This window comes from Mesorhizobium sp. M4B.F.Ca.ET.214.01.1.1 (assembly GCF_004791545.1).
Lineage (GTDB): Bacteria > Pseudomonadota > Alphaproteobacteria > Rhizobiales > Rhizobiaceae > Mesorhizobium > Mesorhizobium abyssinicae.
In genome coordinates, this window is record NZ_SRUX01000011.1 from 114,619 (window position 1) to 137,384 (window position 22,766).

The window sequence follows — 22,766 nt, forward strand, 5'->3', positions numbered from 1 at the left end:
GCTAAACAGAAAAACTGGTGCCGCAGCCGCAGGAGGCGACGGCGTTCGGATTCCTGATCTGGAACGACTGGCCCATCAGGTCGTCGACGAAGTCGATCACCGAGCCGCCCATATAGACCAGCGACAGGTCGTCGATCAGCACGGTGGCGCCGTCCTTCTCGATGGCGACGTCGTCGTCGTTGCGTGTGTCGACGAGGTCGAACTTGTAGGAAAAGCCGGAGCAGCCGCCGCCTTCGACCGAGACGCGCAGCGCCGTCTTGCCTGGCTCGCCGGACACGATCCTGGCGATCCGCTTGGCGGCGGCGTCGGTCATCTCGACCTTCATGGCAGTCTTGGCATCGGCGCCCATGGCGTCACCTTGCTTTCGGTTTCATATGATAGGTATGAAGCGGGCGGGGCCAAGTCAACTGGTGGGTGAATGGACGAGCGGCAGGGCAAGGATGCTCTCGGCGACATAGGGTTCGGCTACCGGCCGCGCGCCGCCTATGCCAGCGATCCCGCGCGCTCGCGCGGGCGGCTGTTCGAGGAGGCCGAAAGCCCGACCCGTACGCCGTTCCAGCGCGATCGCGACCGCATCATCCATTCGACTGCCTTCCGCCGCCTGAAGCACAAGACGCAGGTGTTCGTCGCGCATGAGGGCGACCACTACCGCACCAGGCTGACGCATTCGATCGAGGTTGCGCAGATTGCGCGCGCTCTGGCGCGGGCGCTGCGCGGCGACGAGGATCTGGCCGAAGCCGTGGCCCTGGTGCACGACTTCGGCCACACGCCCTTCGGCCATACCGGCGAGGAGGCGTTGAATGAGAAGATGGCTGCCTGGGGTGGCTTCGACCACAATGCGCAGTCGCTGCGCGTGGTGACGCGGCTTGAGCGGCGTTATGCCGAGTTCGACGGGCTGAACCTCACCTGGGAAACGCTGGAGGGGCTGGTCAAGCACAATGGGCCGCTGACGGATGCCAAAGGGCAGGGGCTGAAGGGCCCGGTGCCGCAGGCGATCCGCGACTATTCGGAGCTGCATGATCTCGAACTCGACCGGTTTGCCGGCATCGAGGCGCAGTGCGCGGCGATCGCCGACGATATCGCCTACAACACCCATGACATCGATGACGGTCTGCGGTCGGGCTTCCTGACGCTGGACATGCTGGAGGACGTCACCTTGCCGGGCTCGATCCTGGCGAGCGTGCGGGAGCGCTATCCGGCGCTCGACGCCGTGCGCACCGGCCATGAACTGATGCGCCGCCAGATCACCATGATGGTCGAGGACGTGATTGCCTCCACCCACGCCAATCTCGAGCGCCTGAAGCCGGCAAGCGCCGACGACGTGCGGGCGGCGGGCGAGACGATGGTGACCTTCTCCGCCGGCATGGCCGCGACCGAGAAGGAATTGAAGGCCTTCCTCTACAAGCATCTTTACCGGCACAGCGAGGTCATGCGCGTGCGTGCCGACGCCGAAGGGATCGTCAGGGATCTGTTCGATGCCTATTTCGCCGATCCGCGCGCCATGCCCGACGGCTGGCGCGAAGGCCTCGATAGGGCGCAGGATCGCATCAAGGCGCGCAGCGTCGCCGATTTCCTGGCGGGCATGACCGATACCTACGCCCTGAAGGAACACCGTCGCTTGTTTGACCACACGCCCGATTTGAGCTAGGGCGAGCGCGATTTTGCCGGCCAACGAGCCGGATTCCCTAGCACAGCCGCCAGAGCCAGACCCAATGAACATCTTCGCCGATTTCAACGCGCGAGTCATAAAAGCCGTAGAAGCGCTTGACCTGAAAGACAAGGACGGCGCGCCGCTCGACCTGTCGCGCATCGCCGTCGAGCCACCGCGCGATGCCAGCCATGGCGATCTCGCCACCAACGCCGCGATGGTGCTTGCCAAGCCGACCGGGCAGAACCCGCGCGCGCTTGCCGAAAGGCTGGCCGAGGCGTTGCGTGGCGACGCCGACGTCGCGGCGGCCGATGTCGCCGGTCCGGGCTTCGTCAATCTCAGGCTGCATGACGGGTTCTGGCAGGCGCACCTGGCGGCGCTGCTCGGCGAGGGCCGCAACTATGGCCGCTCGACCATCGGCGGCGGCCGCAAGGCCAATGTCGAATATGTTTCGGCCAACCCGACCGGCCCGATGCATGTCGGCCATTGCCGGGGCGCGGTGGTGGGCGACACGCTCGCCAATCTGATGGCCTTCGCCGGCTACGACGTGACCAAGGAATATGTCATCAACGACGCCGGCTCGCAGATCGACGTGCTCGGCCGCTCGGCTTTGCTCCGCTACCGCGAGGCGCTCGGCGAGGCGATCGGCGAGATACCGGCCGGGCTCTATCCGGGCGACTATCTCATTCCGGTCGGCCAGGCGCTGGTAAAGGAGTTTGGCGGCAAGCTTTTGCAGATGCCGGAAGACGAGGCGCTCGCCATCGTCAAGAACCGCACCATCGATGCCATGATGGCGATGATCCGCGAGGATCTGGCGCTGCTCAACGTGCACCACGACGTGTTCTTCTCCGAGCGCACGCTGCATGCCGACAATGCCAGGAAGATCCGCTCGGCAATCGCCGACCTGACGCTGAAGGGGCATATCTACAAGGGCAAGCTGCCGCCGCCCAAGGGCGAGAAGCCGGACGACTGGGAAGATCGCGAGCAGACCTTGTTCCGCTCGACCGCCGTCGGCGACGACATGGACCGGGCGCTGGTCAAGTCGGACGGCTCCTTCACCTATTTCGCCGCTGATGTCGCCTATCTCAAGGACAAGGTCGACCGCGGCTTCGTCGACCTGATCTATGTCCTGGGAGCCGACCATGGCGGCTACGTCAAGCGGCTTGAGGCGCTGGCGCGCGCGGTCGCGGGCGACGAGGTGAAGCTCACCGTCCTGCTCTGCCAGTTGGTCAAGCTGTTCCGCGACGGCGAGCCGGTCCGCATGTCGAAACGGTCCGGCGATTTCGTCACGCTGCGCGAGGTCGTCGAAGAGGTTGGCCGCGACCCGATCCGCTTCATGATGCTTTACCGCAAGAACGACGCGCCGCTCGATTTCGACTTCGCCAAGGTGACCGAGCAGTCGAAGGACAATCCGGTGTTCTACGTGCAATACGCCTCGGCGCGCTGCCACTCGGTGTTCCGGCAGGCGAGCGAGCAGTTGGGCGAGGCCAATTTCGACCGCAATCGGCTGACGGCGTCGGTGGCTTCGCTCTCCGACGAGGGCGAAATCGGCCTGATCCGGAAGCTGGCTGAATATCCAAGACTGATTGAGTCCGCGGCCCTTGCATTGGAGCCGCACAGGCTGGCATTCTACCTCTACGATCTGGCTTCCAGCTTCCATGGGCACTGGAACCGGGGGACGGATAATCCTGACTTACGTTTTGTTAAGGTTAACGACCGACAATTGACGTATGCCAGACTGGGGCTGGTGCAGGCTGTTTCGGACGTTTTGACGTCCGGCCTGACGCTGATTGGGGCCGAAGCGCCCACCGAGATGCGTTAGGTTTGACTAAAAAGCCTGTCACCTTTTGCCCACATTGCGCTGGTAAGGGCCAACCCTGCGCGACGTCCATGGCGTCCGACTGTGTGCGAGTTCGGGAACAATAATGGCAGACAGAACCCCGCTGAAAGTAGCCGATCACAACGACATCGCTGACGACGATCCGTTTGCGGAACTGACCAGGATCATGGGTTTCGACCCGCGCCAGCCGGTAAAGCCGCAGGTGCCTGTCCAGAAGGCTGCGCCCGCCAATCAGCCTGCCGCGGGCAGCGATTTCGACATCGACCTCGAGAAGGAGCTGATGGGCGAGTTCGGCGCCGAGGAAAGTGCCGCCGTCGCGCAGCCGCCAGAGCCGGCTTTCGAAACCGCAGCCTCCGTTGCGCTGGACGACGAGCTTGCGGCGTCGCTCGACCAGGACTTCGTGTTCGACGATATCGCGGACCATCACTTCGGCGCCCCGGCGCAAGCGGCCGCCGAGCCGCAGGCCGATGCGGAGCTCCAGGTCGAAGCGGAGTCGCAATTCGAAGCGGCCTTCGACGATGATTTCGGCCAGGCGGTCGCCAGTTCGCTCGAAGACGTCTCGCCGCTCGATGACGATCTGCCGATGGACGACGAGCTTGCCGCGTCGCTCGATCGCGAATTCCCGGGCGCCAATGAGGCGGTGGAGGCGGTCGACCACAACGTCGTCGAAGCTGCCGCGCCAGTGGCCGAAGCCGCTTTCGATGACGATCTCGAACATTCGGTTTCTCTGTCGCTCGAGGACGAGCTGACGCTAGACGGACATGGCCCTGCGGAGGATCATGCCGCGCCGGCCGTTGCTGCCGAATATGCAGCGCCTGTGCAGGCGGCTGCCGACCAGGCGATCCCCGAGGAGGACTTTTCCGGTCATTTCGACGAGGCGATGGCCGATGTCGACACGGATTTCGAAGCGCAGGCCGAAGCGCCGGCTGAAGCCGCGCAGGCCGAAGAGCCGGCTGAAGCCGATGGGATGCCGGCCGTCGAAGCGCTCGCCGAGGCCGCCTATGCCGCTGACGATGCCGAGGCCGATCTGCGGGCTTTTGAGGACGAATTCGAGATCGATCACGCGCCGGTCGACGAGCCGGTGGCTGCCGAAGCGCCTGCCGAGGCCGCTTACGTCACCGATGCCAATGACGATGCTCCCGAATTCGTCGCGCAGGAAGCGTTCGACGACAATTTCGAGCTTGATATCGACGATGCGCCGACCGCCGAGGATCAACAGCCGGCAGCCGAAGCCGCTGCCGAGGAAATCGCTCCGATTGCGCCCGCCGTCGTCGCGGTCGAGCCGCCGAAGCCCGCCGCCGAAGAGCGGAGCCTCGAGGACGAACTCAACGCTCTCCTCGGCGCCATGAGCGCGCGGCCGGTTCCCGTCGCCAGGGAAGCCGAGCCCGTCCGTCAGCCGGTGATCGAGACTCCCGCTCCCCAACAGCTGGCTGATGACCTCGATTGGAATCTCGACGGGCAGGAGCCAGCGTCCGGCGAGGATGCAGCGCCCTCCGCCGACATTGATTTCGACGACGACGCGTTCGATGCCGCCTTTGCCAGGGGTATCGGGGGCGATCAGGAGCCGAGCCATCCCGTGGCGTCGGCTTCCCCTTCGCAGGACTGGCTGCGCTCGGCACCGCCTGAGCCGGCCCGTTCCTGGAGCCGCGTGACACCGGTCGCAGCGGCCGCGCAGGCGACGTTCGCGGCCCAGCCGACGGCATCGGCGGCGCCGGTTTCGGCCGAGCCGTCATACCGGCAGGAGCCGGTCGTGGAGGAGGTTCCGGCCTATGCCGAGCCGGAGCCCGCGCCGCAGGACCAGCCGCAAGCCTATGACGAGATGCCCGACGTCGAAACCATCGACGTGCCGGAGCGCGTGGTGGCGCTTGCCGACGATCTCGATATTCCCGAGCTCAATTTCGAGGAAGAAAAGCCGGCGGCGCCAGCTTTTGACGATCTCGACGCCGAGTTCGCCGGCCTGCTGAACGACATGAACGCTGTCGATCTGGCGCCTGCGCCCGCACGCGCCGCCGCCTATGAGGACGACAGCTACGGCGCCGGGTTCAAGCCGGGCCACGATCACGGCGACGCGCGCGCCTATGCGGCGGCGAAGCCGGCTGAAATGCCGGCTGCCTCAGCGCCGGTTTCCCAGGCCGCCGCGACGGGCGGCTTCGATATTGACGATCTGCCGGGCAGCCGGCCGCTCGCGCAGGCCGACGATTTCGCGGTCGATGAGCTCGACTACGACCCCGAACTGGACCAGGAGATGGCGGTACCGGGCCTTGCCGAGCGTGAGGCCGCCAGGCCGCGCGGCCGTGGCGTGCTGATCGCCGCCGTCGTCGGCGCCGTGGCCCTGGCCGGTGGTCTTGGCGCCTTTGCCTTGTCGTTTGGTGGCAAGGGCGGCAGCGAGGCGCCGGTTATCGTCAAGGCCGACAACGCGCCGATCAAGGTCAAGCCGGAGAATCCGGGCGGCACGGTGGTGCCGAACCAGGACAACAAGGTCTATGACGCGGTGGTCAAGGGGACCAAGCCGGCCGAGCCGGTGCAGGAAAAGCTGGTCACCAACACCGAAGAGCCGGTCGATGTGAAAGCCAAGGAGCCGGAGAGCCGCGTCGTCGATCTTTCGCCCGCCGATGCTGCGCCGGGCATGGACGATGTGGGCAATGCCGCCGCGACCGCGATGCCGGGCGTGGATGCGCAGGCCAGCGCGGAAGCGGCGCCGGCGCCGAAATCCGAGGATCGCATAGCCCAGGTCCTGCAGGAAGCCGACAAAGGGACCAACCCGGAAGTCGTCGCTGTCGCGCCGCGCAAGGTCAGGACCATGATGGTCAAGCCCGATGGCTCGCTGGTTGCGCGCGAGGATCCTGCACCCGAGGCTGCTCCGCAGGTCGCTGCCGCCGAACCGGCCGATCCGGCGCCCCAGCATGTCGCCCCCGCGGCGCAGGCCGGTGCCGAGCAGACCGGCACCGTGGCGCCGGCGACCGATCAGGCAAGCGATCAGCCGACCGACCAGGTCGCCAGCGCCGACCAGTCCGATGCCGCTCAGCCGCTCAAGCCGGCGGCGCCGAAGCCCGAGGCCAAGGCTGAAGCCAAGACGCAGACCACCCACAGCCAGTCGGCCGACACGCCGGCCACTGTTCCGGTTGCGCCGCAGCGTCCGTCCGACCAGCCGGTCGACGTCGTCGGCGAGGTGAAGCCCGACCAGGTCGCCTCCATATCACCGAGCGCGGCAGCGGCGGGCGGCGGTTCGTGGTCGATGCAGATCGCCTCGCAGCCGACGGTTGAAAGCGCGCAGTCCACCTACCAGGACCTGCAGCGCCGCTACGGCAGCGTGCTGTCGGGCCGCACCGCCAACATCGTCAAGGCCGAGATCGCCGGCAAGGGCACCTTCTACCGCGTCCGCGTGCCGGCGCAGTCGCGCAACGACGCGATCGCCCTGTGCACCAGCTACAAGGCGGCCGGCGGCAACTGCTTCGTGTCGCGCTGAGGCTGGCTGCAATCAATCAAAACCGGCGCGGCTGCGAGGCTGCGCCGGTTTTTTGTGGACCGGGATCGGGCCTTCAGCCGCATGTTGGGCGGGGAGATTCCCTTTGTCCGCGCGAAGCCCTAAGCTTCCACGCATGACCGAATCAAAATCCATGATCCTCGGCTGCGCCGGGAAATCGCTCACCCCCGAGGAAATCCGTTTTTATCGCGGCGAACGACCGTGGGGGTTCATCCTGTTTGCCCGCAATGTCGGCGAGACCGAGCAGATCCGCGATCTGGTCGCCTCGATGCGCGACGCCGTCGGGCGCGCGGACGCGCCGGTGTTCATCGACCAGGAAGGCGGCCGGGTGCAACGCCTGCGGCCGCCATTGGCGCCGAACTATCCCGCGGGCGGCGCGCTCGGCGCGCTGTGGCGCAACGACCGCGAGGCTGGCCGCCGCGCCGCATGGCTGATGGCGCGGCTGCATGCCTTTGACCTGCTTCGCCATGGCATCACCGCCGATTGCCTGCCGGTGCTCGACGTGCCGGTGGAAGGCGCCAGCGACGTCATCGGCGCGCGCGCCTACGGCAAGGAGCCGGGCCCCGTCATCGAGCTTGGCCGCGCCGCCGCCGAGGGACTGATGTCGGGCGGCGTGCTGCCGGTGATGAAGCACATTCCGGGGCACGGGCGGGCCTTCGCCGACACGCATTTCGAACTGCCGACGGTCGATACGCCGCTCAGCGAGCTGCGCAGCCATGATTTCGCTCCGTTCAAGGCGCTCAACCAATTGCCGATGGCGATGACGGCGCATGTCGTCTACAGCGCCGTCGATCCGAACAACCCGGCGACGACCTCGGCAAAGGTGGTCAACGACATTATCCGCGGCGAGATCGGCTTCGACGGGCTGTTGATGAGCGACGACACCTCGATGAAGGCACTTTCTGGGGATTTCCCGGCAAAGGCGGCGGCGATCCTTGCGGCGGGCTGCGATCTGGTCCTTCACTGCAACGGGGTTTTCGAGGAAATGTCGGGCATCGCGTCACGCACCACGGCGCTTACCGGCAAGCCGCTCGAGCGCGCCGAGCGGGCGCTGACCTATATAAAGGATCGCGACCGCGCGAACGAGACCGAGATACGCGCCGAGTTTGCCACCTATTTCGACGCGGTGGCCTGACAGAGGAAAGAGACAGGGGCAGTGGCGGAAACATTGGACAGCAAGGCCGCGAAGGCCGCACCGATGGACCGTCTGTGGGCCGAGAACGACGATTCGCGCGTCACAGGCGATCCGTCGCTGGTCGTCGACGTCGCCGGCTTCGAGGGGCCGCTCGACCTTCTCTTGCACTTGGCGCGCAACCAGAAGGTCGATCTGGCGCGGATTTCCATCCTGGCGCTGGCCGAGCAGTATATCGCCTTCGTCGAGCAGGCGAGGGCGCTGAGGCTGGAGCTTGCGGCCGACTATCTGGTGATGGCGGCGTGGCTTGCCTTCCTGAAGTCGAAGCTTCTGATCCCGAAGCAGCCGGGCGAAGAGGGCGAAAGCGGCGAGGAACTGGCGGCGGTGCTGCAGTTCCGGCTGAAGCGGCTGGAGGCGATGCGCGATGCATCCGCCAGGCTGGTCAACCGCAACCGGCTCGGCCGCGACGTGTTCGCGCGCGGCATGCCGGAAATGGTCATCATCGAGAAGCGCAACGCATACTCCGCCTCGCTCTACGATCTGCTCACCGCCTATGCGCAGCAGCGCCAGAAGCAGGCGATCAACAATGTGACGATCGCCAGGCGTGGCGTGTGGTCGCTCAAGGATGCGCGCGACATCCTGAACAGGCTGGTCGGCACGCTCAGCGACTGGACGGCGCTGGACAGTTTCCTGATCGAGTATCTCGCCGCTCCGGAAGAGCGGCGCACGGCGGTCGCCAGCTCCTTTGCCGCGACGCTCGAACTGGTGCGTGAAGGCAAATTGGACTTGCGGCAGGAGCAGGTGTTCGCGCCGATCTATCTGCGCGGCCGCGCCCAAGGCATAAAGGCAGTCGAGGTGGTAGCATGAGCGAACGCGCCAACGCTTCGGTCATTCCGTTCAAGGTCGAAGACGAGGCCGAGGAAACTGCGGTCGAGCAGGCTTCGGTCGAGAATCCGGCCGAGCGGCTCGCTCTGGCGGAAGCCGTGCGCATGGCCGAGGCGATCGTCTTCGCCAGCGCCGAGCCGGTCAGCGAAAAGCAGCTTGCCGCGCGTCTGCCCGACGGCATCAACATCGCCGCCGCGATGGCCGACCTGCAGCAGATCTATGCCAGGCGCGGCGTCAATCTGGTGCGTGTCGGCGATGCCTGGGCCTTCCGCACCGCCGGCGACCTGGCGTTCCTGATGAGCCGCGACACAGTCCAGCAAAGGAAGCTGTCCCGCGCCGCGCTCGAGGTTCTGGCGATCATCGCCTACCACCAGCCGGTGACGCGCGCCGAGATTGAGGACATCAGGGGCGTCGAAACCTCGAAGGGCACGCTCGACACGCTGATGGAGACGGAATGGATCAGGATGCGCGGCCGTCGCCGCACGCCCGGCCGCCCCGTCACCTACGGTACGACGGACGCCTTCCTCGACCATTTCGCGCTGGAGGAGATCCGCGATCTTCCAGGCATGGAGGAACTGAAAGGCGCCGGGCTGCTTTCGACCCGCATGCCGTCGAATTTCTCGGTGCCGCTGCCGCCGGCCGACCCCGACGCGCTGGCCGAGGACGAGGATGCATTGACCGACATCGACCTCGAGGAACTCGGTCTTCTGACGCCGCGCGTCACGGAAGATTGACCTGCCTGCCGCTGTCAAAAGCAGCGCTGCGAGGGTAGATGCGCCGATTGGTAGCGGGCGGCATTACCGAAAATGCGTGACATCCGCCGCGCTGTCATAAACTTTGTCGCGGTTGTGTTTGAATCCCAACGCGAAAGCGCATAGATCATCGCCAGGGAAAACATTCGAGAGAGAGTAGCTATGGGTTCGTTTTCGATTTGGCACTGGATGATCGTCCTGGTGATCGTGCTGCTGGTGTTCGGCCGCGGCAAGATTCCGGAGCTGATGGGCGACATGGCCAAGGGCATCAAGAGCTTCAAGAAGGGCATGGCCGACGACGACACCGCCGACGACAAGCGCACCGTCGAGCATCGCGCGGACGAGACCGTTTCGACGGTGAAGGAAAAGGCCAGCAAGAGCTGAGCCCGAGGTTCTAGTCGGAACAGATTGCCATGTTTGAAGTCGGCTGGACCGAGATGCTGGTGATCGCGGTCGTCATGATCGTGGTCGTCGGGCCGAAGGATTTGCCCAATATGCTGCGCACCTTCGGCCGCACGACGGCAAAGCTGCGTGCCATGGCCGGCGACTTCCAGAAGCAGTTCAACGAGGCGCTGAAGGAAGCCGAACTCGACGACGTCAAGAAGTCGGTGGACGAGCTCAGGGGCCTCAGCCCGGTCGCCGAGATCCGCAAGCAGCTCAATCCGTTCGAACAGGCGGCGGCCGATGTCCGCTCCGGCGTCGATGCCGCGATGAAGCCGAAGCCTGCCGTCGATCCGGCCACGCCCGCCGCTTCGACGCCGCAGGCCAGCGAGCCGCTGAAGAACGGCGCGACGGTATTGCCTGGCGTCGAGACACCTGAAGCGACGCCGGCGGCGCCCATCTTCCCGGCGATGACCGACGATGCCGTTGTGGCGCCGGCAGTTGCCGCTGCAACGGCGGCGCCGCAGAAGGTGGACGCCAAGAAGCCGGCCGCGGCGAAGACTGCCAAGGCACCCGCAACCGTGGCGAAGGCTGCGAAGGCGCAGGCAAAGCCGACGCCGGTGAAAGCCGCCAAGCCAGCCGCACCAGCAAAGACAACGAAGCCGGCCGCAACCAAGCCGGCGAGCAAGGCTGAAGTGAAGGCGGCGCCAGTGACGAAGCCGGCGACGGCGAAGCCCTCGCCCAAGAAGACGGCGCCGGCGACGAAGCCCGCGCCGGCGACGAAGCCCGCGCCCAAGAAGACGGCGGGAGCCGCCAAGTGAGCGTCACGGATCAGGAAAGAGACGAAATCGAGAAATCGTCGGCGCCGCTGATCGAGCATCTGATCGAGCTGCGCCGGCGGCTGATCTGGTCGCTGGGAGGCTTCTTCGTCGCCTTTCTCGTCTGCTTCTTCTTCGCCAAGCGGCTGTTCAACCTCCTGGTCGTGCCGTTCAAATGGGCGACGCAATGGGCCGGGCTCGACCCGCACAAGGTCGAGCTGATTTATACGGCGCCCCAGGAGTTCTTCTTCACGCAGGTCAAGCTCGCCATGTTCGGCGGCATGGTGATCGCCTTCCCGCTGATCGCCACGCAGATCTACAAATTTATCGCGCCCGGCCTCTACAAGAACGAGCGCAACGCCTTCCTGCCGTTCCTGATCGCCTCGCCGATCCTGTTCCTGATGGGCGCCTCGCTGGTCTATTTCTTCTTTACGCCGATGGTGATGTGGTTCTTCCTCGCCATGCAGCAGACCGGCACCAACGACCAGGTGCAGATCTCGCTGCTGCCGAAAGTCTCGGAATATCTCAGCCTGATCATGACGCTGATCTTCTCCTTCGGCCTGGTGTTCCAGCTGCCGGTGGTGACCAGCCTGATGACCAGGGTCGGCATGCTGTCGTCGAAGGCGCTGGCCGAGAAGCGCAAATGGGCGATCGTCATCGCCTTCGTCGTTGCCGCCGTGCTGACGCCGCCGGATCCGATGAGCCAGATCGGCCTGGCCATCCCGACCATCCTGCTCTACGAGGTCGCCATCTGGTCGGCCCGGCTGATCGAACGCAGCCAGGAGCGGGACCGTCTGGCGCGCGAGAAGCAGGAGGCAGGCGAGGCCGTGGCCGACAAGACGCCGGACGAGCCCTCGGCGCCGGCGGCATCGTAACGCGGCGGCGGCGGAAAACGGTAACCGCCGCCCGGCCCATCTTGCATCGATCGTGGATGCGGTTTACGCCCTCGAGCCTTAGCTCAGGAGCGTTCAGACCATGCTTGACATCAAATGGATTCGCGACAACCCGAAGGCCCTTGCCGAGGCGCTGGTCAAGCGCTCGTGGTCGGCGGCCGAGGCGCAGTCCACCGTCGATGGCCTGATCGCCAGCGACGAGGCGCGGCGCGAGCATCTGACCGAACTGCAGGTCAAGCAGGAACGCCGCAACGCCGCCTCGAAGGAGATCGGCAACGCCATGCGTTCGGGCGATGCCGCTCTGGCCGAAAAACTGAAAGCCGAAGTCGGCGAGATCAAGGCCTTCATCCAGAACGGCGAGGCGCGCGAGCGCGAGCTCGACAAGGCGCTGAACGATGCGCTGGCGGTCCTGCCCAACGTGCCGCTGGATGAGGTTCCGGTCGGCAAGGACGAGCACGACAATGTGGTGAAGCGCATTGTCGGCGAGGTGCCTGCGCGCCCGAACTGGGTGAAGGAGCACTTCGAAGTCGGCGAAGCGCTGGGCATGATGGATTTCGAGCGGGCGGCAAGGCTGTCAGGCTCGCGCTTCACGGTGCTTAAGAGCCAGCTGGCGCGGATGGAGCGCGCGCTCGGCCAGTTCATGCTCGATCTGCACACGACCGAGCATGGCTACGAGGAGGTTATCCCGCCGCTGATGGTCAAGGACGATGTCCTCTTCGGCACCAACCAATTGCCGAAGTTCGAGCTCGACCTGTTTTTCACGCCGCATGGCGACGGCAGGCTGGGCTTGATCCCGACCGCCGAGGTGCCGCTCACCAACCTGGTGCGCGAAGAAATCACCGCGCATGAAAAGCTGCCGCTGCGCTACACGGCGCTGACGCCGTGCTTCCGCTCGGAAGCGGGCTCGGCCGGGCGCGACACCCGCGGCATGCTGCGCCAGCACCAGTTCTACAAGGTGGAACTGGTCTCGATCACCGACCAGGAAAGCTCGATCGCCGAGCACGAACGGATGACGGCCTGCGCCGAGGAAGTGCTGAAGCGGCTGGAGCTGCCGTTCCGCACCATGACGCTGTGCACCGGCGACATGGGCTTCGGCGCGCGCAAGACCTATGACATCGAGGTCTGGCTGCCCGGCCAGAACGCCTATCGCGAAATCTCGTCCTGTTCGGTCTGCGGCGACTTCCAGGCACGACGCATGGACGCTCGCTACAAGGACAAGGACGGCAAGGGCAACCGCTTCGTCCACACGCTGAACGGTTCGGGCACCGCGGTCGGCCGGGCTCTTATCGCCGTCATCGAAAACTACCAGAATGAGGATGGCAGCGTAACCATTCCTGAAGCGCTTCGGCCTTACATGGGTGGTCTGACCAAGATCGAATCGAAGTAATGCGCATTCTCTTGACCAATGATGACGGCATCCATGCCGAGGGCCTGGCGTCGCTCGAACGCATCGCGCGCACGCTGTCGGACGACGTCTGGGTGGTGGCGCCGGAGCAGGATCAATCCGGCTACGCGCATTCGCTGTCGATCTCCGAGCCGCTGCGGCTGCGCAAGATTGGCGACAAGCACTACGCCGTGCGCGGCACGCCGACCGATTGCGTCATCATGGGTGTCAAGAAGATCCTGCCGGGCATGCCCGACCTCATCCTGTCCGGCGTCAATTCCGGCGCCAACATCGCCGACGACGTCACCTATTCCGGCACGGTCGCCGGCGCCATGGAGGGCGCATTGCTCGGCGTGCGCTCGATCGCGGTCAGCCAGGCCTATTCCTATGCCGGCGAGGACCGCGTCGTTCCCTACGAGACCACCGAGGCGCTGGCGCCGGCGCTGCTGAAAAAGCTGGTGGCGATGCCATTGCCGGACGGCGTGCTGCTCAACGTCAATTTTCCGAATTGCGCGCCCGACGAGATCGAGGGCACCGTCGTCACCTCGCAAGGCAAGCTGGTGCACAGCCTGTGGGTGGACGAGCGCCGCGACGGGCGCGGCCTGCCTTACTACTGGTTGCGCTTTGGCCGCGAGCCGGTCGAAGGCAAGAAGGGCACCGATCTCCATGCCATGCGCAACCGACTGGTGTCGGTGACGCCGCTGCAGCTCGACCTTACAGCTCATGAAATTCGCGACCAACTGACCAAGGCGCTCGCATGAACCAGCCGATTTCAGTCGACGACCGCGAAGGCTTTGCCGCCTTCCTGCTGCGCCTGCGCGGCCGGGGGTCGGCGCCGAAGCCGCTGATTGCCGCCTTCGAGGCGACGCCACGCCGTGGCTTCCTGTCCGGACAGTTCCATTCGCTCGCCTGGTCGGACGGCATGCTGCCGATCGAATGCGGCGAGGCGATCGAGGGCGCCGACCTGCAGGCCGCAGTGCTCGCGGCGCTTGGCATCGAGCCCGGCAACCGCGTGCTGGAGATCGGCACCGGGACTGGCTACACGGCGGCGGTGATGTCGCGGCTGGCGTCGCGCGTCGTCACCATCGACCGTTACAAGACGCTGACCGAGCAGGCCAAACAGCGCTTCGAGGCGCTCGGCATCGGCAATGTCATCGTCCGCCAGGCGGATGGCTCCAACGGACTGCCGAATGAAGGGCCGTTCGACCGCATCGTTGCCTGGGCTGCCTTCGACAACCTGCCGCGTTTCCTGCTCGACCAGTTGTCGAGCGGCGGTGTGGTCATCACGCCGATCGGCCCGGAGGAGGGCGAGCAGGTGCTGGCAAAGCTCACCAAAGTCGGCAGCCGCTTCGAGCGCGAGGACATCGGTATCGTCAGGCTGCAGCCGATCCTGCGCAGCGTCGCCGCCGTCATTTGACCTTCCTCGAATATTTTAAGAAAATTTTCGCCGGATTCTAAGGGGTTAACCGGCCAGTAACATTAACGCGCTTTAATCATGACCAGTTTGTACCGGGTCTGTGCGGGTTAAGTGCGATGCAATTCAGTGTTTTGAAGGCAAACGGACGCAATCTGGCGCGTGGCTGCGCCGTCCTCATGATTGCAGGCGCCGCTGCGGGGTGCAGCTCCCAGGTCGCCCGCTTCAACGGTGTCGACGACGTCTTCACCTCCTCGACCAACAATCAGCGCGCCATCATCGATAAACAGGATGCCGCCCAACCCTATCCGGGCGACACTGCGATGGCGCCGGCGCCGGTCGATGGCAGCCACACCCAGTCGGTGAGCCGCTCCAGCCTGGAGCCGGTTTCCGTGCAGCAGCTGCCGCCGCCGGTGTCACAGCCGGCCCAGGCGCCCGCCGCGAAGCCGATGCGCACCGCTTCGGCCCCGGTCCTGGCGCCGCCCGCCACGCATGTCGACAGGACGACCACCGGCACCGTCGCCCCGGCGGCGAAGCCGTTCAAGGAGGCGCAGCCCGACTCGAAGATGGCGGCCGCCGGCACGCCTCACGCCACCGAGATCGTGGTCCGGGACGGCGAGACCATCTCCGGCCTGGCGCAGCGCTACAAGGTGCCGGCCGACGTGATCATGAAGGTCAACGGTCTGAGTGCGACCAAGGGCCTGAAGACAGGCCAGAAGCTGGTCATTCCCGCCTATGCCTATTCGAGCAAGGAGCCGGCGCAGAAACTCGCCGACACCAAGCCCGCGAATGCGCCGAAGCCCGCCAGCGCGCCCGAGAAGATCGCCGTGCTGCCGCAGCAGCCCAAGCTCAAGGACGGCAAGTCGGCCGCGCCGGTCGACGCTTCTGCCGCCGCCAGCGGATCGAAGGACGCCAAGCCCGCGACGCAGGTCGCCTCCGCCAAGCCGGCTGGCGCCGGCGGCACCTACACGGTCCAGCAGGGCGACTCGCTGTCGTCCATCGCCAGGAAGACCGGTGTCGGCGTCGTGGCCCTGAAGCAGGCGAACGGCATGCAGGACGGCCTGCTCAAGATCGGCCAGACGCTGAAGGTTCCGGCCGGCGGCACGGCGACTGTCGCCGCCGCGAAGCCGGTCAAGGTCGATCCGGTGACGACGGCCACCACGCAGCCGGCGGCCAAGCCGACCGAGACGCTCGCCTCCTACACGCCGCCGAAGAAGGACGCCAAGGTCATCCAGCAGGCCGAGGACGACGACGCGGTGGCGCCGGATGCCACCGGCATCGGCAAGATGCGCTGGCCGGTGCGCGGCCGCGTGATCTCCAATTTTGGCGGCGGCAAGGACGGCGTCGACATTGCGGTCCCGGAGGGCACGCCGGTCAAGGCTGCAGAGAACGGCGTCGTCATCTATGCCGGCGACGGGCTGAAGGAATTCGGCAACACCGTTCTGGTGCGGCACGAGAACGGGCTGGTCACCGTCTACGGCCATGCCAGCTCGATCGAGGTGCAGCGCGGCCAGAAGGTCAAGCGCGGCCAGGAGATCGCGCTGTCGGGCATGAGCGGCACCACCGACTCGCCGAAGCTGCACTTCGAGGTGCGCAAGAACTCCGCCCCGGTCGATCCGTCGGGCTATCTCGAATAGAAGAAGAACAATTGCGGGCCGTCTGAGACCTCCAGTCCAGCCCGCCGGCTCAGCCCGCTCCGCAAGGGGCGGGCTTTTTCAGTCGCTGCCGGCACCGCTTTGGCAAACGTCCAGCGCCGCGGCATACGGGTGGCGAACTCAAGCTTGCGTTGATCCGGTGAAGAAGCCTTCCAGTTCCGCGAAGCCCATCGCTTCCTCGGAAAACCGGAAGGTGCCCGCGGATTTCATCTCCCGCACGGCGTGGACGAACTTGCCATAGGCGAGCCGCGCCAGCGCCGAGCCGACGCTGATCCGCTTGACGCCAGCATCCGCCAATTCGGCCACGCCAAACGTGGCGCCGGGCATGCCCATGACGATATTGACCGGTTTCGTCACGGCGCCACAGACGGTGCGGATCATGCCGAGGTCGTGGAGGCCGGGCGCATAGAGCACATCGGCGCCGGCCTTCTCGAAAGCCTGCAGCCTTCTGATGGTGTCATCCAGATCGGGGCGGCCCCACAGGAAGTTCTCGCAGCGCGCCGTCAGGACGAAATCATCCGGCAGGGCGCGGCGCGCCTGTGCGGCCGCCTCGATCCGCTCGACCGCCAGCGCGAATTCATAGATCGGATCGTCATGCCTGCCGGTATGGTCTTCGAGAGAACATCCGGCAAGGCCGATGCCGGCCGCGGCCTCGATCGTCTCGGCAGCACTTTGCGGACTGTCGCCGAAGCCCTTTTCGAGATCGGCGGAGACGGGCAGTGGCGTTGCCGCCACGATGGACCGACAGTGACTTAGCGTATCCTCTCGCGAGACCTGTCCTTCGGCGACACCAAGGGAAAACGCCATGCCGGCACTGGTGGTGGCGAGGGCCCGAAAACCCATGGCCGCCAGAATTCGTGCCGTGCCTATGTCCCAGGGATTGGGAATGATGAACGTACCTGGTTCCTGATGAAGCCTGCGAAACGCCGCGCCCTTGCTCTCCAATGCGTTCTCCCTCGGGCTTCGAGTCACCGAAGGAAGATGACACAACAATCGGAACAAATAAAGAACAAGTGCTGCGCTTGGTCGTAACGTCAGCAGGCCTCATGTGCGCCTGCTTTCGGATGACAGCTATCAGTCCGTCAGCGGCTTGCCGAGACGTCCCGCCAGATCCTGTGTGAACTGCCAGGCGACGCGGCCGGAGCGGCTGCCGCGCGTCGTCGCCCATTCCAGCGCCTCGGCGCGCAGCGTCTCGGGGTCGATGGCCAGGCCGTGATGGCGGACATAGCCGTCGATCATGTCGAGATATTCGTCCTGCGAGCATTTGTGGAAGCCGAGCCAGAGGCCGAAACGGTCGGACAGCGAGACCTTCTCCTCGACCGCTTCAGAGGGATTGATGGCGGTCGAGCGCTCATTGTCGATCATGTCGCGCGGCAACAGATGCCGCCGGTTCGAGGTGGCGTAGAAGATGACATTGGCCGGACGGCCTTCGACGCCGCCTTCAAGTGCCGCCTTCAGCGACTTGTAGGACGTGTCGTCCTGGTCGAAGGAGAGGTCGTCGCAAAACAGGATGAAGCGGAAGGGGGCGGCCTTGAGCAATCCCATCAGCTTGGGCAGCGTGTCGATGTCCTCGCGGTGGATCTCGATCAGCTTGAGCGGCCGATCGAGCTTGTCGGAGGCATTGACCGCTGCGTGCACCGCCTTGACCAGCGACGATTTGCCCATGCCGCGCGCACCCCACAACAGCACGTTGTTGGCGGCAAAGCCCGCGGCGAAGCGCTCGGTGTTGTCGACAAGGATGTCTCGGACGCGATCGACGCCGCGGATCAGCCCGATGTCGACGCGGTTGACCTTGCGCACCGGCTCCAGATAGCCGGGATCGGCCTGCCAGACGAAGCAATCGGCCCCGGCAAGGTCTGTTTGCGGCACCGGCGGCGGGGCAAGCCGGGTGACCGCTTCGATCAGGCGGTCGAGCTTCTGGTTCAGGGCGTCGAGGGTGCTGTCGGTCATGTCTTGTCTTTTGATCTGGCGTTCGGGATCGGGCAGGCGGAAATCCGCTCTTTCGCGGCGGCATAAGAACCGCTTCCAACCTTTTGCCGGAGCATGCTCTTTTCCGCAGACCGCACCCGGCATTCGGCGATCATGCTCTAACACGCGCCAACCGGCCGGAAAAGCAGCGGATTCGCCCGGCGGCGCAGTTGCATTGGCAACTTTACCGACTATATTCCGGCCAAATTTCGCGGGGCCGCCTTGTGGCGGTTTTTCACCATTCAGGAGTTTCTTGATGTTCGTTACACCGGCATACGCCCAGGGCGTCGGCGCCTCGCCAGACATGTTCATCAGCATTTTGCCGTTTGTCCTGATTTTCGTGATCATGTATTTTCTGATCATCCGGCCGCAGCGCGCGCAGCTGAAGAAGCGCCAGGAAATGCTCTCGGCAGTGCGGCGTGGCGATACGGTCGTGACCGGCGGCGGTTTCGTCGGCAAGGTGACCAAGGTGATCGACGACAACGAACTGGAGATCGACCTCGGCGGCGGCACCAAGGTGACGGCGCTGCGCTCGACGATCTCGGACGTGCGCGTCAAGGGCGAGCCGGTGGCGAACCAGAACGCCAAGAAATAACCGAATTGAAGGCGGAACGCTGCCGCTTGTACGCCTGAACGGATAAGAACGAATGCTCTATTTTTCGCGCCTGAAGATGATCCTGATCTGGCTGGCCGTGGCCGCCACCGTGGTCCTCGCCGCGCCCAATCTCTTCCCCGCCAGCACGTTGGCGCAATTGCCCAGCTGGGTGCCGAAGCGGCAGATGACGCTCGGCCTCGACCTGCAGGGCGGTTCGCACATCCTGCTTCAGATGAACCAGAACGACCTGATCAAGGATCGGCTGGAGACCTCGCGCGACGAGATCAGGACGCTGCTGCGCGACGCCAACCCCAAGATCAATTACACCGGCCTTTCCGGATCGGGCCGCACGGTGCAGGTCCGCATCACCGATCCCAGCCAGCTTGACGCCGCCAAGAAGGTGCTGAAGCCGCTGACCGACCCGGTGGCGGCGGGTCTCTTCACCGGCGGATCCGTCCAGGAGATGACGCTGGACGATTCCGAGCCCGGCCTGCTCAAGTTCACGGTGACCGACGCGGGCATCAAATACCGCACCTCGACGGCGCTGACGCAGTCGATCGAGGTCGTCGAGCGGCGCGTCAACGAGCTCGGCACGACCGAGCCGATCGTGCAGCGGCAGGGCGACGACCGCATCCTGGTCCAGGTGCCCGGCCTGCAGGATCCGCAAAGATTGAAGGAAATCCTCGGCCAGACCGCCAAGCTGACGTTCCAGATGGTCGACCAGTCGATGCCGGTCCAGGACGCGCTCAACGGCCGTCCGCCGGCAGGCTCCTCGATCCTCTATTCGCAGGACGATCCGCCGGTACCCTATCTGATCGAGAACCGCGTCATCGTGTCGGGCGAGAACCTGGTCGATGCGCAGGCGACCTACAATTCGCAGAACAACGAGCCGGTCGTTTCCTTCCGCTTCGATTCCAAGGGCGCCACCCGCTTCGGCCAGGCGACGGCGCAAAATGTCGGCAAGCTGTTTGCCATCATCCTCGACAACCAGGTGATCTCGGCGCCGCAGATCCGCGAGCCGATCCTCGGCGGCACCGGCCAGATCTCCGGCAATTTCACCGCCCAGAGCGCCAACGACCTCGCCGTGCTGCTGCGCGCCGGCGCGCTGCCGGCGACGCTGACGGTGATCGAGGAGCGCACGGTGGGTCCGGGCCTGGGGCAGGACTCCATTCATGCCGGCAAGGTCGCCGGCATCATCGGCTCGATCCTCGTGGTCGCCTTCATGTTCGTCGCCTACGGCTTCCTCGGCTTCCTGGCCAACATCGCGCTTGCGGTGCATGTGGCGATGATCGTCGGGCTGTTGTCGCTGCTTGGCGCGACGCTGACCCTGCCTGGTATCGCGGGTATCGTGCTGACCATCGGCATGGCGGTGGACTCCAACGTGCTGATCTATGAGCGCATCCGAGAGGAGCGGCGGGCCGGCCGCTCGGTCATCCAGGCGATCGACACCGGCTTTACCAAGGCGCTGGCGACCATCGTCGATTCCAACGTGACGTCGCTGATCGCGACCGTGGTGCTGTTCTATCTCGGCACCGGGCCGGTGAAGGGCTTTGCCATCACCTATGCCATCGGCATCCTGACCACGGTCTTCACCGCCTTCACCTTCACCCGGCTGCTGGTGTCGATCTGGCTGCGCCGCGCGCGGCCGAAGGAACTGCCGCGCGCTCCGGTGACCTTCATTCCGCCCGGCACGAAGATCCCGTTCATGGGCATCCGCCGCTGGACATTCGCGCTCTCCAGCCTGCTGTCGATCCTGTCTGTCGTGCTGTTCATGACCGTCGACATCAACTACGGCATCGACTTCAAGGGCGGCTCGCTGATCGAGGTGCAGTCCAAGAGCGGCAATGCCGATCTCGCCGACATCCGCGGCAGGCTGACGGAACTCAACATCGGCGAAGTGCAGGTGCAGCAGTTCGGCGAGCCGAACGACGTGCTGATCCGCGTCGGCACCCAGGAGGGTGGCGAGAACGCCGAGCAGACCGTCATCGACAAGGTGCGCGGCGAGCTGCAGGACCAGTATGATTTCCGCCGCGTCGAAGTGGTGGGACCGACGGTTTCGGGCGAGCTCGCCAAGCAGGGCACGATCGCCATGCTGATCGCGCTGCTCGGCATCCTGGTCTATGTCTGGTTCCGCTTCGAATGGCAGTTCGCGGTCGGCGCCATCATCGCGACCGTGCACGACGTGGTGATGACCATCGGCTTCTTCGTCATCACCGGACTGGAATTCAACCAGTCGTCGCTGGCGGCAATCCTGACCATCATCGGCTATTCGCTGAACGACACCATCGTCGTCTACGACCGCGTCCGCGAGGATCTTCGGAAATACAAGAAGATGCCGCTGCCGCAGCTGTTGAACAACGCCATCAACGAGACGCTGTCGAGAACGACGCTGACCTCGGTGACGACGATCCTGGCGCTGCTCGCGCTGGTGCTGTTCGGCGGCGAGGTGATCCGCTCGTTCACCATGGCGATGCTGTTCGGCGTGGTGTTCGGCACCTATTCGTCGATCTTCATCGCCGCGCCGCTGCTGATCCTGTTCAAGTTGCGGCCGCAGGCCACGTCCGCCGACGAGGAGAAGCCGGTGAACGGCAAGGCCGTGGCGACCTGACGCCGCGGCCGTGGCCAAGGGCATCGTCATCCGCGAGGCGCATTTCCCCGGCCGGGCGCCGATCGAGGCCTATGGCAATGGCGGCTTCCGCTTCGCCGATATGTCGCATCGCGGCTCGCTGCTCTGCCTGCCGTCCGGCATCCATGGCTGGGAGCCGGCCGATCCGCTGGCGTTGACGGTGGCGGACTTCAGCAAGCTGCTCGCCGAGGCCGGCAAGGTCGAGATCGTGCTGGTCGGCACCGGCAAGGATCTGCGGCCGCTGCCTGCGGCGCTGCGCGCGGCATTGAAGGAAGCCGGCATCGCCGCCGATCCGATGTCGACCGGCGCGGCGGTGCGGACCTACAATGTCCTGCTCGCCGAAGACCGCGCCGTGGCCGCGGCGCTGATTGCCGTCGACTGACGTGGCCGATACCGCCAACATCGTCATGGATGCGGTGCGCGCTTCCGACCATGACCGTTATCTCAGCGCGCTCTACGCGCCCGCCGACAAGCGCGACGCGCTGTTTTCGCTCTATGCCTTCAATGCAGAGATCGCGTCCGTTCGCGACCGTATCCACGAGCCGTTGCCCGGCGAGGTACGGCTGCAATGGTGGCGCGATGTCATCGCGGCAGAGAACGATGCGGAGACCGGCCATCCGATCGCCGATGCGCTGAGGGCGACGATAGCGGCCAACCGCCTGCCGAAGCCGGCCTTCGACAACATGCTCGAAGCGCGCATCTTCGATCTCTATGACGACGCGATGCCGTCGCGCACCGACCTCGAAGGCTATTGCGGCGAGACCGCCGCTGCGCTCATACAGCTTGCGGCAATGGTGCTCGATCCCCAGGAGGCGCCGCGCTTCGCCGAATTGGCTGGGAGGGCGGGCTGCGCCCAGGCGATCACGGGCCTTCTGCTGCTGTTGCCGCTGCATCGTCGACGCGGCCAATGCTTCGTGCCGGCGGATATCCTTGCGGCGGCTGGCTCTTCATCGGAAGAGTTCGTCAAAGCGGACGGCGGCCCCGGCGCGCAGCGCGCGGTGGCGGCGGTGATCGCGCTGGCGCGCGAGCATCTCAGTGCTTTCGAGCGCGGCGCCGCCGCGCTGCCGGCTTCGCTGCGCCCGGCCTTCCTGCCGCTGGTGCTGACGCGCGCCTATCTCGGCAAGATGGAAGGGCGCTCGCCGCTCGATGGCGCTGCGCGGCTTTCGGCTTTGCGCCGGCACTGGCTGCTGCTGCGTCGCGCCTCGAAAGGCTGGCCGGCCATTTGACGTAAACGTCAATCGTGCTAGGTGTTCTGCCGGTCGGACTCGCGTCGAAGAAGCGCAAGCCGCCG

20 protein-coding genes are annotated in these 22,766 nt (G+C 65.4%); 17 read left to right on the forward strand and 3 right to left on the reverse strand.

Translation table 11 applies throughout. The annotated features are described in order from the left end of the window. Position 1: 1 nt before the first annotated feature. Positions 2–349 carry an iron-sulfur cluster insertion protein ErpA gene (gene erpA / locus EN857_RS21750; RefSeq protein ID WP_126054194.1) on the reverse strand — a complete coding sequence of 116 codons (348 nt, stop codon included), beginning with the start codon at positions 347–349 and terminating at the stop codon, positions 2–4. A gap of 69 nt (positions 350–418) precedes the next feature. Here erpA and EN857_RS21755 point away from each other — a divergent pair, with 69 nt between their 5' ends. The 13 genes from EN857_RS21755 to EN857_RS21815 all read left to right on the forward strand — a co-directional run bounded on the left by EN857_RS21755 (position 419) and on the right by EN857_RS21815 (position 16,268). Further along, positions 419–1,648: a deoxyguanosinetriphosphate triphosphohydrolase gene (locus tag EN857_RS21755; protein ID WP_127283789.1), complete on the forward strand. Its 1,230-nt coding sequence runs from the start codon at positions 419–421 to the stop codon at positions 1,646–1,648. 64 nt (positions 1,649–1,712) lie between these two features. Then, positions 1,713–3,470, forward strand: a complete 1,758-nt coding sequence (argS, locus tag EN857_RS21760; protein ID WP_127283788.1) for an arginine--tRNA ligase — start codon at positions 1,713–1,715, stop codon at positions 3,468–3,470. Between the two features lie 103 nt (positions 3,471–3,573). Next, positions 3,574–6,954, forward strand: a complete 3,381-nt coding sequence (locus tag EN857_RS21765) for an SPOR domain-containing protein (RefSeq protein ID WP_135858378.1) — start codon at positions 3,574–3,576, stop codon at positions 6,952–6,954. A gap of 133 nt (positions 6,955–7,087) precedes the next feature. Further along, the gene (nagZ, locus tag EN857_RS21770) at positions 7,088–8,107 is read left to right on the forward strand and encodes a beta-N-acetylhexosaminidase (RefSeq protein WP_127286568.1); all 1,020 of its coding nucleotides are present in this window, start codon (positions 7,088–7,090) and stop codon (positions 8,105–8,107) included. 63 nt (positions 8,108–8,170) lie between these two features. Further along, a complete protein-coding gene (locus tag EN857_RS21775; RefSeq protein ID WP_127393928.1) occupies positions 8,171–8,971 on the forward strand; it encodes a ScpA family protein in 801 nt (266 codons plus the stop codon). Further along, positions 8,968–9,723, forward strand: a complete 756-nt coding sequence (gene scpB / locus EN857_RS21780; protein WP_127286569.1) for an SMC-Scp complex subunit ScpB — start codon at positions 8,968–8,970, stop codon at positions 9,721–9,723. The genes EN857_RS21775 and scpB overlap by 4 nt, the downstream gene beginning before the upstream one ends. 180 nt (positions 9,724–9,903) lie before the next feature. Beyond that, positions 9,904–10,125: a twin-arginine translocase TatA/TatE family subunit gene (locus EN857_RS21785; protein ID WP_127286570.1), complete on the forward strand. Its 222-nt coding sequence runs from the start codon at positions 9,904–9,906 to the stop codon at positions 10,123–10,125. A gap of 29 nt (positions 10,126–10,154) precedes the next feature. Next, positions 10,155–10,943 (forward strand): Sec-independent protein translocase protein TatB, encoded by a 789-nt coding sequence (gene tatB, locus EN857_RS21790; protein ID WP_135858380.1) that lies wholly within the window; start codon positions 10,155–10,157, stop codon positions 10,941–10,943. Then, on the forward strand, positions 10,940–11,815 hold the full coding sequence (gene tatC / locus EN857_RS21795; RefSeq protein ID WP_127394111.1) for a twin-arginine translocase subunit TatC: 876 nt from the start codon (positions 10,940–10,942) through the stop codon (positions 11,813–11,815). Before tatB ends, tatC begins: the two co-directional genes overlap by 4 nt. A gap of 100 nt (positions 11,816–11,915) precedes the next feature. Beyond that, positions 11,916–13,220 carry a serine--tRNA ligase gene (gene serS, locus EN857_RS21800; protein WP_128346032.1) on the forward strand — a complete coding sequence of 435 codons (1,305 nt, stop codon included), beginning with the start codon at positions 11,916–11,918 and terminating at the stop codon, positions 13,218–13,220. After that, positions 13,220–13,978: a 5'/3'-nucleotidase SurE gene (gene surE, locus EN857_RS21805; RefSeq protein WP_126054204.1), complete on the forward strand. Its 759-nt coding sequence runs from the start codon at positions 13,220–13,222 to the stop codon at positions 13,976–13,978. Before serS ends, surE begins: the two co-directional genes overlap by 1 nt. Continuing rightward, on the forward strand, positions 13,975–14,634 hold the full coding sequence (locus tag EN857_RS21810) for a protein-L-isoaspartate(D-aspartate) O-methyltransferase (RefSeq protein ID WP_127394322.1): 660 nt from the start codon (positions 13,975–13,977) through the stop codon (positions 14,632–14,634). The genes surE and EN857_RS21810 overlap by 4 nt, the downstream gene beginning before the upstream one ends. Before the next feature lie 116 nt (positions 14,635–14,750). Beyond that, on the forward strand, positions 14,751–16,268 hold the full coding sequence (locus EN857_RS21815) for a LysM peptidoglycan-binding domain-containing M23 family metallopeptidase (RefSeq protein WP_128346033.1): 1,518 nt from the start codon (positions 14,751–14,753) through the stop codon (positions 16,266–16,268). Between the two features lie 138 nt (positions 16,269–16,406). On the opposite strand, the gene EN857_RS21820 is transcribed toward EN857_RS21815, so the two are convergent. Next, on the reverse strand, positions 16,407–17,231 hold the full coding sequence (locus tag EN857_RS21820) for an isocitrate lyase/phosphoenolpyruvate mutase family protein (RefSeq protein ID WP_127392847.1): 825 nt from the start codon (positions 17,229–17,231) through the stop codon (positions 16,407–16,409). Positions 17,232–17,360: 129 nt separating this feature from the next. Beyond that, the gene (locus EN857_RS21825) at positions 17,361–18,236 is read right to left on the reverse strand and encodes an ATP-binding protein (protein ID WP_127392846.1); all 876 of its coding nucleotides are present in this window, start codon (positions 18,234–18,236) and stop codon (positions 17,361–17,363) included. A 274-nt stretch (positions 18,237–18,510) separates the two neighbouring features. Here EN857_RS21825 and yajC point away from each other — a divergent pair, with 274 nt between their 5' ends. From yajC to EN857_RS21845, 4 genes are read left to right on the forward strand one after another with little or no spacing between them, the layout of a single operon-like run. Continuing rightward, positions 18,511–18,849, forward strand: a complete 339-nt coding sequence (gene yajC / locus EN857_RS21830) for a preprotein translocase subunit YajC (RefSeq protein WP_041004168.1) — start codon at positions 18,511–18,513, stop codon at positions 18,847–18,849. Positions 18,850–18,901: 52 nt separating this feature from the next. Next, on the forward strand, positions 18,902–21,457 hold the full coding sequence (secDF, locus tag EN857_RS21835) for a protein translocase subunit SecDF (RefSeq protein ID WP_127392845.1): 2,556 nt from the start codon (positions 18,902–18,904) through the stop codon (positions 21,455–21,457). Between the two features lie 10 nt (positions 21,458–21,467). Beyond that, complete coding sequence (locus EN857_RS21840) at positions 21,468–21,857, forward strand: Mth938-like domain-containing protein (RefSeq protein WP_127309816.1); 390 nt, start codon at positions 21,468–21,470, stop codon at positions 21,855–21,857. A gap of 25 nt (positions 21,858–21,882) precedes the next feature. Next, positions 21,883–22,701: a phytoene/squalene synthase family protein gene (locus EN857_RS21845; RefSeq protein WP_127285297.1), complete on the forward strand. Its 819-nt coding sequence runs from the start codon at positions 21,883–21,885 to the stop codon at positions 22,699–22,701. The last annotated feature ends 65 nt before the right edge of the window (positions 22,702–22,766 follow it).